Consider the following 15,072-nt stretch of genomic DNA (forward strand, 5'->3'; position numbering starts at 1 on the left):
TGCAAATGGCGGCCTTTCGCGCTTCCGGTGCTCACCTACTGGAAGTACGCTGCGCGCCAGGTCACGAAAAATCACCATTTTCGGCTCGTCATCATCTGAATGTCGATCTGTCCTAGCGCCTGATCATTCCATATAGACGACTTCTTCTTCCGCAGCCGGTTGGCGTTGCTCTCTGTCGCGGACGGTGGATAGCCGCCGCCTTGTCCGCGTCGCGGAACTCCCCGGACCGCCGCCCACCAGCTTCTGCAGATCGATCATCGCCCGGGAGAGGGAGATGCCGCGCGGTCCGGCAATGAAGCGCGGTTCCCAGCGCGGGGCATATTTGTCCTTATAGGCGCGCAGCCCCTCGAAACCGTAGAAGCTTTCGCCATGGCGGAAGAAGAAGGCGCCTGCCTTGGCCCAGAAGGGGGAAAGACGACGCGCCTCTATGCCCGACAGCGGCGCTATGCCCAGGGTGAACCAGTCATAGCCCTGCTCTCGTCCCCATTGCATCAGGCGGATGAACAGGAAATCCATCGTGCCATAGGGCATCTCCGCTGCGTGGCGCATCAGGTCGACCGACAGTTCGCGGCGGTTGGTCGTCTCCCAGATATTGGCGAAGGCGACGATGCGCCCTTCCTGCCGGACAAGCGCGCAGTTGCAGGCGGCGATATAGTCCGGGTCGAAACGACCGACGCTGAAGGCCTTTTCGCCATGGCCCTTGGCAGCGAGCCACTGGTCGGAAATCGCCTTCAATTCCGGCAGCAGCGGTGGAACGGCGGATGCGGGCACGATCTCGAACGTCGCCCCTTCGCGCATGGCGCGGCGCTCGGCATAGCGCAGCGGCTTGGCGTCGGCGCCCTCCAGCGTGAAATGATGCAGGTCGACGCGGGCCTCCTCGCCATATTTGACGATGGCGAGGCCCAGGTCGATGGCCAGGGGCAGCGCATCCAGGCTCAGTTGGTAGAGCAGCAGGCGACCCTGTTCGGCATCGGCGCGCTCGCGCAGTTGCCACAGCAGGTCGGGCCATTCCGCCTTGTCACCGACCGGATCGCCCATGACGATCCAGCTATGCCCCTGCACCTGGTACATGACGAACGCCCGTCCGGTGGCGGAGGTCAGGAACAGCTTGTCCCCGGTGGTCGCCAGCAGGGCATCTGTCCGTTCGGCCAGCAGCAGCGCATCGCCGCTGGCCGTGGTTGACGGGTGATCGATCGGCCGCGGTGCGTTCGCGGGACGGAACATGCGCCAAAAGGCGGCACCGACAGCCAGCACAGCGCTGGCAAGGCCCGCGCGCAGGAAGCGGGCGGCGTTGGCGTGCGGGCCGAAATGCCACCACAGGTCGTTCTGGTAATCGACATGCTTGTAGGCGAAGAAGCCGATCCAGATCGACAGGCCGACCGCTACCGCCAGCGTCGCGATCCAGGCAGGGGTCAGCGCCTCCGCCATGAAGCTGGTGCGGCGGTAAAAGGCGCCCCGCGTCCATTGCAGCAGCGCGGCGATAAGGAGCAGCGCACTCGCCTCCTCATAGTCGAGCCCCTTGATCAGCGAGAAGAACGCACCTGCCAGCAGCAAGGCGCGCGTCATCCAGAAAGCCGCATCGAGCCGGCGATAGAGGCCCGAGGCAAGCAGGATCAGCAGCGTGCCGACGATACTGGCGGCAAAATGGGACGCCTCGATAAAGCTGAGCGGCAGCCAGCCGGTCACGATGAGCATGCGCTGCTGGATCGCGGGCAACGCGCCCGAAATCAGCAGGATCACGCCGCCCACGGCGACCAGCAGCGACAGCATGAGGGGCGCCATGCCCGATGCCGCGGCCTGGGCCCCGCCCAGCACCCGGCCGACGGGATGACGCCAGCCATTGCCTTCATGCAGTGCGATGGCGATGACGCCCAGCAGCAGCGGGATCAGGTAATAGATCAGGCGATAGGCGATCAGCGCGGCCAGCAGGCTGGGCCGGTCCACATCGGGCAGGGTGGCGACGATCACCGCCTCGAATATGCCCAGCCCGCCGGGCACATGGCTGACCAGGGTGACAATGATCGCCAGCGCATAGGCCAGGAACAGCGTGGGATAGAGCGTCGGGGCGATGCCGGGCACCAGGATGAAGAGCGCGGCGCTGGCGGCGGCGAGATCGATGCAGGCGACCCCGACCTGGGCGAGCGCCTGCCCCTGCGTCGGCAGGGCGATCCGCCAGCCGAACAGGCGCGGGGCGCGGCCGGGGCGGGCAAGCAGGAACAGGACAGCCACAGCGGCCAGCAGGATCGCCCCGCCCGCCAGCCTCTGCAGCGGCATGCCCACCGCCCCGGCGACGAACCCGATGTCGGCGGGATGAACGAGCATCAAACCGCCCGCCAGCAGGAATACGCCGCCCCAGAAGGACAGGCCGGCAGAGGCGATGATGCGCGCTATGTCCCCGGCCTCCAGCCCGGCGGCGGTGTAGATGCGATAGCGTGCCGATCCGCCGGTCAGCAGCGAAAGGCCGAGATTGTGGCTGAGCGTGTAACTGCAGAAGGACGCCAGAGCGGCCGTCCGCCACGGCAGGGGCCGCCCGACGATGCGCAATGCGACATAATCGTAGAAGGTGAGCGCCACATAGCTGACCGCCGTCAGCGCGAGCGCCGACGCCAGCCGCCAGTCCGGGATCATGTGCACCGCATGGCGGATGTCCTTCAGCCGCACTTCCGCCAAGAGGCCGTGCAGCGCCGCCAGTCCGATCGCCGCCACCGCCAGCATGGCGACCACCATGAGCGGTCCCTTCCACGCCCTGATCCGGTCGAGCGCGATCATATCGCCAGCCCCTGCAGCATGTGGCTCACCAGCAGCGGAGCGTTGCGATCGAAATGATGGCCGCCGGGCACCACCACCATCTGCGCCAGTCCGGCGGGGATGGAGGGGCAGGCGCTGTCATTCTCCAGCGTTCCGCGCACGCACAGCATGGGCACGCCGCGCAGCCGCTCTATGGCGGGGATGGTCGGATATTGGCTATCCGAATCCATGTTCAGCCAACTGCTCAGATGGAACTGGAAATCGGCGGTGGGACTGAGCCCCATCAAGGACAGGCGCTGCACCTGGGCGCGCTGGGCCGCGGGCAGGCCACCGACGATATAGGGCAGCACGTCCGCGCCGAAGCTGTATCCGACCAGCAGGATGCGGGGCCGGTGCCAGTGACGCGAATAGCCCCGGATGATCGCGCTCAGGTCATGGGCAGCCCCCTGGGGCGTGCGCTGGCTCCAGAAATAGGACAGGCTGTCGACGCCGACGACCGGGATGCCACCACGGGCGAGCTGGCCCGCGACGTCCTTGTCCAGCCCGACCCAGCCGCCGTCGCCCGAATAAAGGACCGCCATCATGTCTGTCCTGGGCGCGGCGGCATCGGCGACGATATTGAGCGGCAACCCGCTGGGCAAAGCCGCGTCGACGGGCTGCGCGGCAAGGAACGGCCGAATGCGGGAGAGCAGGGCGAGTTCCCCCTGCCCCTTTGCCGCCGTTACCAGCGTGCCGCTGCCGGTGTGGGCAACGAACCGGCGCAGCGCCGGACTCGCATGGACTTCGGCCAGGGCAATCCAGGGTGAGGGCAAGCGGCGGCTGGGCGCGAAGGCGAAGCCACGGCCCTGGCGCATCATCGCGGCCTTCAGGCTGCCGGACCGGCACCAGGATCCTCCGCCGTTCAGAAGGGGCGTAAAATCCTGCGACAATACCGCCTTGTACGCGCCATCGGGTCCGGCGGCCAGCGTCGCATAGGCCAGAGCCGCCCCCTCGCCACGGCCGATCAGGATCGGCTTGTCGTACATGGGCAGGGCCAGCCGGTGCTGCAGGTCGCGAGCCAGCGCGATGATCCCGTAATTGGGATTGATGCAGCGGTGCGTCGCCTGCAACGCCTGGAGGAAGGACGGTGTCGAAATCCCCGCTACCAGCGCGCCGCGTGCCGACAGGGCGCGGGCGACGTCAGCGCTTTCATCGTCCCAGCCGTCGCTGCCCGACAGCGACAGCACGACTCCGCTGGGCACGCCCGCCGGCCGATAGACCATGATCCGGCCCATGGGAGGGAGATCATATTGGCTTTGCACCACCGGCCCTGCCGCGCCCGGAAGCGGATCGGCGGCCGCCCGCGCCGGATTGGCGGCGTTGGAGGTCGACAGAAGCAATGCCGCCGCCGCCAGGAAAGCGGATACGAGCCAGAGACGGGCGCGGCGAACGGCGATCATCATTGCACCGGCAACCGTTCAATCCTGGTCCAGAGCTGCGACTTGCAGATGAGGCCACCCAATATGCAGCCCTTGACCCGCAACTGACCCGGTGAAAGCAGGCTGATTTCCGAACTGAAACGACGTCCCAGATCGGGGACGAACACAGTACCGCGCCATTGGCCCTCGCCCTCGGCGCGATAATCCTCCAGCAATTCGGTGCCGACCAGCCGAGCGGTGCCGCCGTCGCGCGCGTCGGCCTGCGCCTCGCGGTCGGCCCAGACGATCCAGCCGCACAGCCGATCCCCGCAGGCGCCGGTGCGCACGGCCACATTGTTGTGCGGGCTGAGCCACATGCCTTCAGGCGGCGGAGCAAGGATGTGGGCAGCGGACACCGGCGCAGCCGACAGGGGCGCGGCCGCCACCAGAAATGCCATCAATGCCCAAAGCCTCCCCACCCTCATATGCCCTCTCCTTTCCCGATCAATCACCGTCCTAGGCGCATTCAGATTGCGGGAGGCTCTGCGCTGCCTGAACTTTTGGCAATGTTCGGCGGCGCGGCAGGCAAGGCACGCAGCAGGGTTTCCGCCACCCGCTGCGAATTATCGTCCAGGAAATGGCCGCCGGGCAGGCCGATGACGCGCACATTGGACTGGCGCCAGCCGGGGCAGAGGCTCCCGCTTTCCTCGATACCGTGGATGCACAATACCGGGGCCCAATCCAGTGCCCGGGCGACGGGAGTAGCCGGGCCGTCGTCGCCGAAGTCGAACACGCCGCCCGGCGTGGCGCGAAACAGCATGGTGTCGGCCGGGACGATCAGCACGACCATGGCGACGCGGGACCGCAACCGGGGCGGCAGGCGCTCCAGCCCGGCGAGCAATATATTGGCGCCGAAGGATTGCCCGGCCAGCACCAGCCTGCGCGCGCCCGGCAGCGAGAGGGCGCGGCGTGCCGCCTGCTCCACCAGAGCCGCGCTTTCCTGCAGCGAGCGGCGGCGGGCAAAGGCTGTCAGCGAATTGACCCCGATCACCGGAACGCCCTGTCGCGCCACATGGCCGGCGATGACCGGCCCCATGCCCGTATTGAATCCCATGTCACCGGAGAAGAAGACCGCGACCGTACCATCCTGCCGGGGCGATTGTGCCGGAAGGACGGTGAAGAGCTGCCCGTCGGGATAGCCCAGATAACGGCAATAGGCCGCGCCCGCGACGGCAAGGACGGCAATCACCGCCAGGGCCAGACGAACCCGTCGCCGGGGCCGCCCTGCCCCACCATGGCGGCGCTGTTTCAGCATCCATCGCCCCCTGGGACAGAACGGACCATGGCAAGGGATGGAAGCTGAAATCCGGTCAGCATGAGCAAGGGCGAACATGGAGTCACCCACCCAGCCTAGAGCGATTTCCAGCCGATCGGAACTGATCGCCGGTCAGGAAATCGCGGAAAATGAAAACAGTCGAGCCGGTCATCTTCCTGCAAAAGCCCGACTGCCCATGGAATAGTCAGATGATGCCGGGCGTATATCGGCGATGGACAATGCCGCCGATCTTCGTTCCCGTTCGATACGCTTGCCCACATCCGGCCTCGCGCTGACGAAGGCGTTGCGCCGTCCGCTGCGGGTCGCCCTGTTTTCCGGCAATTATGATTGCGTGCGGGACGGCGCGAATCAGGCGCTCAACCGGCTTGTCGCCTATCTGCTCCACCGCCTGCGGGCAGAGGTCCGGATCTATTCGCCGACGGCGCCACGCAAAGCATTCGAATCGGTGGGGGACGTGCGCTCCGTCCGTTCGATCAGCATCCCCGGGCGTCCCGAATATCGCGTCGCGCTGGGCTTCCCCCGCGCCGTCAGGGAGGATTTCGAGGCATTCGCACCCGACATCGTGCATCTTTCCGCCCCCGACCTGCTGGGACGGCAGGCACAGAAACATGCGCGCGCGCTCGGCATCCCGGTCGTCGCGAGCCTGCATACCCGCTTCGAAACCTATCTCGATTATTATCGCCTGTCTTTCCTGCGCGGGCCGGTGGAGCGCTATCTGGATCGCTTTTATGACGATTGCGATCGCATCCTTTGTCCGACACAGCCAATCGCCCAGGACATGGCGGCGCGCTTCGGTACGGAACGGGTGACGATCTGGGGACGGGGCATCGACCCGGACTGTTTCCGCCCCACGCTGCGCGACGAGGGCCTCCGCGCGCGCCTCGGCCACGCGCCCGGCGATGCGGTGCCGCTGTTCTTCGGGCGGCTGGTGATGGAAAAGGGGCTTGCCGTCTTCGCCCGGACGATCGCGGCTGTCCGTGCCGAGGGCCTGGCGGTGCGCCCGCTGATCGTCGGCGAAGGCCCGGCGCGGAACTGGCTGGCGGAACATCTGCCCAATGCCACCTTCATGGGCCATTTGTCGGGTGAAGAACTGGGCCGGGCCGTTGCCAGCGCCGACATATTGATCAACCCTTCGGTCACGGAGGCATTCGGCAATGTCAATCTGGAGGCGATGGCATCCGGCCTAGCAATCGTGTCCGCCGATGTGCCCAGCGCATCGACCATGATCGCCCATGGCCGCACCGGGCTGCTGGTGCCGCCGGCGGACGTCGGGGCCTATGCGGCGGCGGTGGCGGACCTTGTTCGCCGACCCCGTCGCCGCGCTGCGCTGGGTGCCGCGGCGGCCGCTGCGGCGGCGTGCTTCGCCTGGGACGACGTGCTCGACGATGTGGCGCGCTGCTATGGCGCACTGGTGCACGTCCCGCTTGCAACGCCGACGGCGCGGGCCGCATGATAGGGCCGAGATGAACGAGGGCTCCGACATCAGGGATGATCTGGTCGCGATGCGGCGCTATGCCCGCTCGCTGACCCGCGACGATCAGGATGCCGACGACGTCGTGCAGGACGCCATCGTCCGCGCCATAGAGCGCCAGGAAACGTACCAGCCCGACCGCAACCGCCGCCGCTGGCTGCTGGCGATCGTCCATAATGTCTTCTTCTCGTCGAAACGGCGCGAGGCGTCCGAGGCTCGGCGCAACGACCGCTTTGCCGAAACGCTGGTCGACCGGCTGGAGCCCGGGCAGGAGGAGCATGCCCGGCTTGTCCAGATCGCACGGCAGTTCGCCGCTTTGCCCGAACATCAGCGCGCCGTGCTTCATCTGACCGCTATCGAGGGCTTCAGCTACCAGCAGGCGGCAGAGGCTCTGGAAGTGCCCGTGGGCACGGTGATGTCAAGGCTGGCGCGTGCGCGCGCCGCGCTCAGGGAAAAGGAAGAGGGGCAGCAGGGAGCGGCTGGCCTCCGGTTGATAGGAGGAAGCGATGACTGATCGTCCGACCGATATGGAGATCGACGCCTATATCGACGGTGAACTGGATGTGGAGCGACGCTTTGTCGTGGAAACCCATCTTTCGCACCAACCCGACCTTGCAGCGCGCGTGATGGGCGATCTCAGCATCCGTAGCGCGCTGCGGATGCTGACGCATGACCGGCGGCCGGTGCCCGCCCGCCTGGCGGACATGGCAGGACGGCTTACGCGGCCGCAGAAAAGCCGCTGGCGCGGCCTGATGCCGGCGGGCCTCGCCACCTCTGGCCTGGCAGCAGCGCTTGCCGTGTGGATATCGGGGATCGAACGCCCCCCATCCTATGTCAACTATGCCGTCGCCTCGCACCGGATCGCCATGCTGCGCGCCGACATGCGTTCGCAGATCGAAGCCCCCCGCTTCGACGCGCGGGAAGTGGCGCGCAACACCCGCATCGCCATGCCGCAATTGCCCGATGACTGGCATGTCACCGACGTCCAGCTTTTCCCGACAGACAAGACGCCCGCCCTGCTGATGGCGGTGCGCACTGAAACGGGACATAGGATGACGATCTTCGCCGTGCATCAGAAGACCGCCGCGCCCGAGCATCCCGATGCGGTGCGGGAGGGCGAACAGTCCGTGGCCTATTGGCGGCGCGGCGACATGTCCTACGCCCTTACCGGAGACCAGGAACCGGGCTTTATGGACGCGACGGCGGAGGCGCTGACGCGGATCTGAGGGGCAGCTTTCCGCTGCGATGAGGGACGCCGCGCGGACGGGAGCAAGCCCGCAGCCATTGTCACCGCAATTCCAGCGAGGGTTCCATCCGTTCGCTTTTCTCGGTCGATGGCGCCAGGGCTTCGGGGCCGCGGTCCAGCAGCACGCGGTCGGGCTCCCGCAACAATTCGCGCTTCATGGCGTCACTCCAGCGACCCCAGTGCCGACCGATTGCAGAGCGCCATTCCATATTTCTTCTCCTGCGAATCGAGACGCGTCTTATCTAGTGTTCAGATAGAGATTTGTCTTTCAAGCTTTGCTGATCATCGGGGTAGAAAAGCTTGGCCGGGCGTGCCGCGACGCGTGCTCGCATCCTCGCATCCCTGAGAGGATTCATGACCAATAGTTCATGAGCGGCTCATTGGCCCGGCATGACCCACCGCGTAAAGGCGGTCCCGAAACAGGGCGACAGCGCGAACCATGAGCAGACCAATCTTCTTCGATCCCACCGGCCGCCGGGGGCTTTGGGCGCGGCGCCTGCTGGCGGGCGCATTGCTGCTTATCCTGCTGGGCGCGATCGCCTTCGCCACCACGCTGGTCGCCGTCCCGTCGGAGGGTGACCTTGCGTTGCCCCTGCCCCAGCCGCATGCGGCGCGCCTGTCGGGCATATCGTCGCTGCGGCACGATATCGCCAAATGGCTGCCGCATTGGGGCAAGCGTCACGTGCAGGCCCGGCCGCTCAACATCGGCTTCTACATGCCCGGCGACGAAGGCAGCATCGCGTCGCTGCGCCGCCATGTCGCACAGCTCGACTGGGTGGTGCCGGCGCTGGTCACCATATCGGGTTCCGGCCAGCCCATCCACGTCGCCAGCGACCCCGCGTTCGACCGCATGATCGCCGCCATGCCCCGGCCGCCCAAAGTGCTGCCCATGGTGCAGAATATCGGCAGCGAAAGCTGGGACGGCGCGGGTGCGGCGCGGCTGTTGCGCGATCCGGCTGCGTCGCAGGCACTCGCCCGGCAGCTAGGCGGCTTTGTTGCCCGCAACCATGAGGCGGGGCTGGTCATGGACCTGGAATCGCTGCCGGGCAATGCCATGCCCGGCTATCTGCGCTTCCTCCAATTGCTGCGCGCGGCCATGCCGCATGGCACGCAGATCGCGCTGACCGTGCCCGCGGGCGAACAGGGCTGGCCGCTTGCCCGCTTCGCCGCTGTGGCCAACCGGGTGATCCTGATGGATTACGATCAGCATTGGCAGGGTGGCGAGCCGGGGCCCATCGCCGCGCAAGGATGGTTCGCGCGGGAAGCCGAGACCGCCTTGCGTGAAATCGGCGCGGACCATATCGTCGTCGCGCTGGGCAGCTATGCCTATGACTGGCATGGCGGCACCGCCGATGCCCTGTCGCTGGACGAGGCGTGGCTGGCCGCGCATGACAGCGACGCCCGTCCGCTTTACGACGCCGCGAGCGGCAATGCCGGCTTTGCCTATGACGAGGCGGGGCAGCGCCACCAGATCTGGATGCTGGACGCCGCCGCGAGCTGGAACGAGCTGTTGGTGCTGAAGCGGCTGGGCATCCAGAGCGTCGCGCTCTGGCGGCTGGGCAGCGAAGACCCTGGCATCTGGTCGGACCTGACCGCCTGGCGCAACGGCGGCCGCCCGAAGCTGGACGTGATGGCGAGCACGCTGGACACGGATGTCGAGGGTTCCGGGGAGATATTGCGGATCACCGCCACGCCCACGCAGGGCCATCGCGCCATCACCTTCGGGCAGCAGGGAACGATCGCGCAGGAAATCTATGAAACGATGCCGACGCCCTATCAGGTGCAGCGTACCGGTGCGCAGGACCCCAAGAAGCTGGCCCTCACCTTCGACGACGGGCCGGACGCGGAATGGACGCCCAAAATATTGAACGTGCTGGAACAGACCCACACGCCCGCGACCTTCTTCGTGATCGGCGAAAATGCGCTGGAGCATCCGGGCCTGCTGGCGCGGATCGTTGCCGACGGGGACGAGATCGGCAATCACACCTATGACCATCCCAATCTCGCCACATGGTCCGAAGAGCCGACCCGGCTGCAGCTCAACGCCACCCAACGGCTGGTGCAGGCCTATACCGGGCGCAGCACGCGGCTGTTCCGTGCGCCCTATTTCGGGGACGCGGAACCGACCACCGCGGACGAACTGGGGCCCGCGCTGACGGCGCAGGAGCTGGGCTATACGGTGGTTGGGCTGCACGTTGACCCCAATGACTGGCAGCGTCCCGGCGCCGACGCCATCGTGCAGCAGGTGATCGATCAGGTGCATGCGGCCGACAGCGAGCGGTCGGCGAACATCGTGCTGCTGCACGATGGCGGCGGCGAACGGTCGCAGACGGTGGCCGCGCTTCCCCGCATCATCGCGCAACTAAGGGCTGAAGGCTATCGCTTCGTGCCGGTGTCCCAACTTGCCGGGCTGCCGCAGAATGCCGCCATGCCGCCGGTCAAGGCCAGCGACCTGCTGGCAGTGCGGGTCGACGTCGCCGCATTCGTGGTGCTGGCGACACTTTCCGCGCTGCTCGGCTGGATCTTCTACGTCGCCATCTCCCTGGGGCTGGCGCGGGCGGTGTTGATGACCCTGCTCGCCTGGTTCCAGGCGCGGCGGGGGCGGCCGACGCCACCGGATCATCAGCCGACCGTCTCCGTCATCATCCCCGCCTATAATGAGGCGCGGGTGATCGAAGAATCGGTGCGCCGCGTGCTGGCCAGCGACTATCCGGGCCTTCAGCTGATCGTCGCCGACGACGGGTCGAAGGACGCAACCAGCGCCATCGTGGCGGAGGCCTTCGCCAACGATCCGCGCGTCACACTGCTGACGCTGCAGAATGGCGGCAAGGCGGCGGCGCTCAACCGCGCGCTGCAGGAGGCGACCGGAGAAGTCGTCATCGCGCTGGATGCCGACACGCAGTTCGAGCCGGCAACGATCCGCCGCCTTGCCCGCTGGTTCGCCGACCCCACGCTGGGCGCGGTGGCGGGCGACGCGCGGGTGGGCAATCGCGTGAACCTCGTCACCCGCTGGCAGGCGGTGGAATATATCACCGCGCAGAATCTGGAACGGCGTGCGCTGGCCGGCTTCGACGCGATAACGGTGGTGCCGGGCGCGGTCGGCGCTTGGCGCCGCGCGGCGCTGGACACCGTTGGCGGCTATCCGGAAAACACGCTGGCAGAGGACCAGGATCTCACCATCGCGATCCAGCGCGCAGGCTGGCGCGTCACCTATGATCCCGAAGCGGTCGCATGGACCGAGGCGCCCGAAAGCTTCAGGACGCTGGCCAAGCAGCGCTATCGCTGGGCCTTCGGCACGCTGCAATGCCTGTGGAAGCATCGCCGCATCCTGCGCGATAGGAAGCCCACCGGCCTTGCCCTGGTCGGCCTGCCCCAGGCCTGGCTGTTCCAGATATTGTTCGCGGCCATTTCGCCCCTGATCGACCTGGCGCTCATCACCTCCATCATCGGCACGCTGGTCCGCGTGCACCAGCATGGCTGGGCGCAGACCAGCAACGATGTGTGGACGATGGGCGTCTACTGGCTGGCCTTCACCGGCATCGACGTCCTCTGCGGCTGGGTGGCCTATGCGCTCGACAATCACGACGTGCGCTATCCGCCGCACCTGCTGGTGGCGCAGCGCTTCGTCTACCGCCAGATCATGTACTGGGTCGTGGTGCGGGCGATCGCGTCGGCCATTGGCGGCTGGGTGGTCGGCTGGGGCAAGCTGGAACGGACAGGCCGGGTCGCCGTCACCCAGCCAGGCATTCCGTCCGGGGCATGAACAAAGCTTAACATGACTTGGCAGCGCACCCGCTTCATCCTTCAATCGGCGGCGGAGATCCCGTCAGGACGGGCAAAGCGCCGCCAGCAAGTGAAGGAGATGATCCATGAAATACCTGATCTTCCCTCTCGTCGCTTTGGGCATGGGCACAGCCGGCATGGCGCAGGCGCCCAGCACCCCGCCCAGTCCGCCCAGTTCCTACCCCCCCTGCTCCAAGACCGTGACCGACGAATGCACCAGCTCGTCGGGCGAAATGATGCACCATGCCGCACGCCCGGCCGCCCATCACAAGGCGGCACACCACAAGGCCGCGGCACATCACAAGGTCGCCGCACGGCATCACAGGACAGCGCATGCCGCCAAGCCCGCAGCCGAAGGCACGCCGGCGCCGAAACCCTCCTGATGCCGGCACGGCCGGGGAAGGATGGGACGCCGCCATCCTTCCCCGGCGCGACGGGGATGGGGGAGTAGGCGGATGACGAAGCGACCGATCGACAGGAACGCGACCGGCCTGCTGCTGGCCGGACTGGCGCTGTGCGCGCTGCTCATGAGCGGCGCCTTCTTCATGCATGTCCGCCGCGTCACGGACGGCCATATCGAAGCGGCGGCGGCCAAGGCCCGCGCGCTGCCCGGCATCACCCTGACCGACGGAAGCTGGCCCGACGGTCGCCCGGCGGTCGTCGTCACCAGCATGGAAACGGACGGGGAAGCCGCGCGCCTGGGCATCAGCGTCGGCGACGACGTGGTCAGCCTGAACGGCACGCCGATAAGCTCGCTGGATCAAGCCAGCACCTATCTGTTACATCATTCCCAGCCAAAGATAGCGCTGGGGCTGAAACATGCGGATCATATGCGCGTGGTGATGCTGGACCGGCCGGAAAGGGAGCAATGAGCCACAAGATTCTGGTGGTCGAGGACGATGCAGCCACCGCCGCCTACGTCGCCAAGGGCATGGGCGAGGCAGGCTTCACCGTCGACCGGGCGGATAATGGCCGGGACGGCCTGTTCCTGGCGAGCGACGGCAGCTATGGCGCGATCATCCTGGACAGGATGATGCCGGCGATGGACGGGATGGCGATGCTGAAGGCCCTGCGCGCGGCGGAGATCGAGACGCCGGTCATCATCCTTTCCGCGCTGGGAACGCCGGAGGACCGGGTAGAGGGGCTGACCAGCGGCGCGGACGATTATCTGGTGAAGCCCTTCGCCTTTGCCGAACTGATGGCGCGGGTGCAGTTGCTGCTGCGGCGAAGCGGCGGCAGCAGCGCGGTCGTCACCAGCCTGCGGCACGCGGATCTGGAAATGGATTTGCTTTCCCGGCGGGTGAAGCGGGGGTCGCGGAATATCGACCTGCAACCGCGCGAATTCCGCCTGCTGGAATATTTTCTGCGCCATCCCGACCAGGTGGTGACGCGCACCATGCTGCTGGAAGGCGTATGGGACTATCATTTCGATCCGGGCACCAACGTCATCGACGTGCATGTCAGCCGCCTGCGCCGCAAGCTGGACGAAGGCGGGGACAAGCCGCTGCTGCACACGGTGCGCGGCATGGGATACCGGCTGGGGCCGGAGGGCTGAGGGCGGGCGGAAAGCAGGGTGGTCTCAAGCTCAAGATCGCCTACTTCGCCCTCCCCCTTCCGGAACTTGACCAGCGGCTGAGGAGGCCCCGACCATCCCTGGAAACCATCCTTCCCGTCGTTGGTTCGGTTTTGTCCGATCGACCATCGGGCGGTTCGTGGGTCTGGCCTTTCTCTGCCAGTTCCTGGTGACCGGCGGCGTGCTGCTGTTCGTGCAGCAAGCAAGCCAGCGTACCGTCGTCGCCGCCGATCGTCAGGCGGCGGAGGATGCCCGCGACGACCTGCTTGCGCTCCATCGCAGCGGAGGGACCGCCGCCCTGCGCGCGGAGATCGCCCGACGTTTCCGCGCGGTCGAGGGGGAGCGCGCCGTGCTGCTGCTGACAGATCCGTCAGGCCGCCCCGTCAGCGGCAATCTGGGCGCCTGGCCTGCCGGACTGGCCGCTGACGGACGCTGGCAGATCATCTCGCTCTACCGCGTCGGCCGCGACGAGCCCGAGCCGATGGGCGTCATCCCGATAAGGTTGAAGGACGACACTCAATTGCTGGTCGGCATGGTGGTTTCCAACAGCCTGCAACTTACCCGCATCTATGAGGAGGCGCTGACCGCCGCCTTTGCAATAAGCCTGGTCCTGGCGCTGGGCAGCGCGATCATGCTGGGCCGCATCCTGGCGCGGCAGGTTTCGGACATCGCGGAAACCGCCAATGACGTGGCTGTCGGCGCGCTCGACCGGCGTGTGCCGACCGACGACAGCGGCGACGCCTTCGACCGCCTGGGCCAGTCGATCAACGCCATGCTGGAGCGGATCGACGCCCTGGTGACGCAGTTGCGCATGATGACCGACGGCCTTGCCCACGACCTCAAATCCCCGGTGACGCGCCTGATTTCCGTTGTCGAGCAAGCCAGCGCCCAAACCGCCGACGACACCGCGCTCGACGCACTGGAAAAGGTGCATCATGAGGCGCAGACGCTGCGATCCATGCTCACCACGGCGCTGCTGATCAGCCGGACCGAAGCGGGATTCGGCGGCGACCAGCGGCGCGACACCGATGTCATGGAACTGCTGCGCGATGTGGGCGAGATCTACGGCCCGCTGGTGGAGGACAGCGGCTTTGCGCTGACGATCGCGGCCGCCGATCCGCTGGTCTTTCCGCTCCATCGCGAACTGGTGAGCCAGTCGCTCGCCAATCTGATCGAAAATGCGCTCTATTATGCTGAGGGGGGCGATCGCATAGAAATCAGCGCGGCGATCGACAATGGCGATCTGCTGATCACCGTGGCCGACAACGGTCCGGGGATTCCGGCAGAGAGCCGGGCCGCCGCCCTGAAGCGCTTCGGACGGCTCGATCCGGCGCGCGGCAAACCGGGATCGGGACTGGGCCTGTCGCTGGTCGAAGCGGTGGGGCGGCTGCACAACGGCATGGTGACGCTGGCTGATAATGGGCCCGGACTGAAGATCCTGCTGACCTTGCGGCGACCCTGAAAAGCGCATCCCGGGCAACGATCAGGGCGTGCAGTTCCACCGACCGCTGCCCAGGA

13 protein-coding genes are annotated in these 15,072 nt (G+C 66.8%); 8 read left to right on the forward strand and 5 right to left on the reverse strand.

Annotation, left to right across the window (positions count from 1 at the left end; all coding sequences use genetic code 11):
* Window positions 1-123: 123 nt before the first annotated feature.
* Genes mprF through MRBLMC3_RS18510 form a run of 4 tightly spaced genes read right to left on the reverse strand, consistent with a single transcriptional unit; the run spans window position 124 to window position 5,460 of the window.
* Window positions 124-2,769 (reverse strand): bifunctional lysylphosphatidylglycerol flippase/synthetase MprF, encoded by a 2,646-nt coding sequence (mprF, locus tag MRBLMC3_RS18495; RefSeq protein WP_363831154.1) that lies wholly within the window; start codon window positions 2,767-2,769, stop codon window positions 124-126.
* Window positions 2,766-4,190 carry a virulence factor family protein gene (locus MRBLMC3_RS18500; protein WP_363831157.1) on the reverse strand — a complete coding sequence of 475 codons (1,425 nt, stop codon included), beginning with the start codon at window positions 4,188-4,190 and terminating at the stop codon, window positions 2,766-2,768. Before MRBLMC3_RS18500 ends, mprF begins: the two co-directional genes overlap by 4 nt.
* Window positions 4,187-4,630, reverse strand: a complete 444-nt coding sequence (locus tag MRBLMC3_RS18505; RefSeq protein ID WP_133653509.1) for a DUF2147 domain-containing protein — start codon at window positions 4,628-4,630, stop codon at window positions 4,187-4,189. Before MRBLMC3_RS18505 ends, MRBLMC3_RS18500 begins: the two co-directional genes overlap by 4 nt.
* A 41-nt stretch (window positions 4,631-4,671) precedes the next feature.
* The gene (locus tag MRBLMC3_RS18510) at window positions 4,672-5,460 is read right to left on the reverse strand and encodes an AcvB/VirJ family lysyl-phosphatidylglycerol hydrolase (protein ID WP_363831160.1); all 789 of its coding nucleotides are present in this window, start codon (window positions 5,458-5,460) and stop codon (window positions 4,672-4,674) included.
* A gap of 232 nt (window positions 5,461-5,692) precedes the next feature.
* On the opposite strand from MRBLMC3_RS18510, the gene MRBLMC3_RS18515 reads away from it, so the two are divergent.
* The 3 genes from MRBLMC3_RS18515 to MRBLMC3_RS18525 are packed head-to-tail and all read left to right on the forward strand — an operon-like array spanning window position 5,693 to window position 8,178.
* Window positions 5,693-6,934, forward strand: a complete 1,242-nt coding sequence (locus tag MRBLMC3_RS18515; protein ID WP_363831163.1) for a glycosyltransferase family 4 protein — start codon at window positions 5,693-5,695, stop codon at window positions 6,932-6,934.
* A gap of 10 nt (window positions 6,935-6,944) precedes the next feature.
* Entirely contained in the window at window positions 6,945-7,466 is a 522-nt protein-coding gene (locus MRBLMC3_RS18520) for a sigma-70 family RNA polymerase sigma factor (RefSeq protein WP_363831166.1), read from the forward strand.
* Window positions 7,459-8,178: an anti-sigma factor family protein gene (locus MRBLMC3_RS18525; RefSeq protein WP_363831168.1), complete on the forward strand. Its 720-nt coding sequence runs from the start codon at window positions 7,459-7,461 to the stop codon at window positions 8,176-8,178. Before MRBLMC3_RS18520 ends, MRBLMC3_RS18525 begins: the two co-directional genes overlap by 8 nt.
* A gap of 61 nt (window positions 8,179-8,239) precedes the next feature.
* Here the strand turns inward: MRBLMC3_RS18525 and MRBLMC3_RS18530 are convergent, their stop codons facing one another.
* Window positions 8,240-8,407 (reverse strand): hypothetical protein, encoded by a 168-nt coding sequence (locus tag MRBLMC3_RS18530; RefSeq protein ID WP_363738842.1) that lies wholly within the window; start codon window positions 8,405-8,407, stop codon window positions 8,240-8,242.
* 230 nt (window positions 8,408-8,637) lie between these two features.
* On the opposite strand from MRBLMC3_RS18530, the gene MRBLMC3_RS18535 reads away from it, so the two are divergent.
* The 5 genes from MRBLMC3_RS18535 to MRBLMC3_RS18555 all read left to right on the forward strand — a co-directional run bounded on the left by MRBLMC3_RS18535 (window position 8,638) and on the right by MRBLMC3_RS18555 (window position 15,016).
* Window positions 8,638-11,961 carry a glycosyltransferase gene (locus tag MRBLMC3_RS18535; protein ID WP_363831171.1) on the forward strand — a complete coding sequence of 1,108 codons (3,324 nt, stop codon included), beginning with the start codon at window positions 8,638-8,640 and terminating at the stop codon, window positions 11,959-11,961.
* Window positions 11,962-12,067: 106 nt separating this feature from the next.
* Window positions 12,068-12,364: a hypothetical protein gene (locus MRBLMC3_RS18540; RefSeq protein ID WP_363831173.1), complete on the forward strand. Its 297-nt coding sequence runs from the start codon at window positions 12,068-12,070 to the stop codon at window positions 12,362-12,364.
* A 72-nt stretch (window positions 12,365-12,436) separates the two neighbouring features.
* Complete coding sequence (locus MRBLMC3_RS18545) at window positions 12,437-12,853, forward strand: PDZ domain-containing protein (protein ID WP_133653516.1); 417 nt, start codon at window positions 12,437-12,439, stop codon at window positions 12,851-12,853.
* Window positions 12,850-13,536, forward strand: a complete 687-nt coding sequence (locus MRBLMC3_RS18550; RefSeq protein WP_133653517.1) for a winged helix-turn-helix domain-containing protein — start codon at window positions 12,850-12,852, stop codon at window positions 13,534-13,536. Before MRBLMC3_RS18545 ends, MRBLMC3_RS18550 begins: the two co-directional genes overlap by 4 nt.
* A 157-nt stretch (window positions 13,537-13,693) precedes the next feature.
* Window positions 13,694-15,016 (forward strand): sensor histidine kinase, encoded by a 1,323-nt coding sequence (locus tag MRBLMC3_RS18555; protein WP_414714665.1) that lies wholly within the window; start codon window positions 13,694-13,696, stop codon window positions 15,014-15,016.
* Window positions 15,017-15,072 lie beyond the last annotated feature (56 nt).

This window comes from Sphingobium sp. LMC3-1-1.1, assembly GCF_040676285.1.
In the GTDB taxonomy this organism is placed as follows: domain Bacteria; phylum Pseudomonadota; class Alphaproteobacteria; order Sphingomonadales; family Sphingomonadaceae; genus Sphingobium.

Coding starts and splice junctions, on each gene's coding strand:
- mprF (WP_363831154.1), bottom strand. CDS start 2,769: ATGATCGCGCTCGACCGGATCAGGGCGTGGAAGGGACCGCTCATGGTG.
- MRBLMC3_RS18500 (WP_363831157.1), bottom strand. CDS start 4,190: ATGATGATCGCCGTTCGCCGCGCCCGTCTCTGGCTCGTATCCGCTTTC.
- MRBLMC3_RS18505 (WP_133653509.1), bottom strand. CDS start 4,630: ATGAGGGTGGGGAGGCTTTGGGCATTGATGGCATTTCTGGTGGCGGCC.
- MRBLMC3_RS18510 (WP_363831160.1), bottom strand. CDS start 5,460: ATGCTGAAACAGCGCCGCCATGGTGGGGCAGGGCGGCCCCGGCGACGG.
- MRBLMC3_RS18515 (WP_363831163.1), top strand. CDS start 5,693: ATGGACAATGCCGCCGATCTTCGTTCCCGTTCGATACGCTTGCCCACA.
- MRBLMC3_RS18520 (WP_363831166.1), top strand. CDS start 6,945: ATGAACGAGGGCTCCGACATCAGGGATGATCTGGTCGCGATGCGGCGC.
- MRBLMC3_RS18525 (WP_363831168.1), top strand. CDS start 7,459: ATGACTGATCGTCCGACCGATATGGAGATCGACGCCTATATCGACGGT.
- MRBLMC3_RS18530 (WP_363738842.1), bottom strand. CDS start 8,407: ATGGAATGGCGCTCTGCAATCGGTCGGCACTGGGGTCGCTGGAGTGAC.
- MRBLMC3_RS18535 (WP_363831171.1), top strand. CDS start 8,638: ATGAGCAGACCAATCTTCTTCGATCCCACCGGCCGCCGGGGGCTTTGG.
- MRBLMC3_RS18540 (WP_363831173.1), top strand. CDS start 12,068: ATGAAATACCTGATCTTCCCTCTCGTCGCTTTGGGCATGGGCACAGCC.
- MRBLMC3_RS18545 (WP_133653516.1), top strand. CDS start 12,437: ATGACGAAGCGACCGATCGACAGGAACGCGACCGGCCTGCTGCTGGCC.
- MRBLMC3_RS18550 (WP_133653517.1), top strand. CDS start 12,850: ATGAGCCACAAGATTCTGGTGGTCGAGGACGATGCAGCCACCGCCGCC.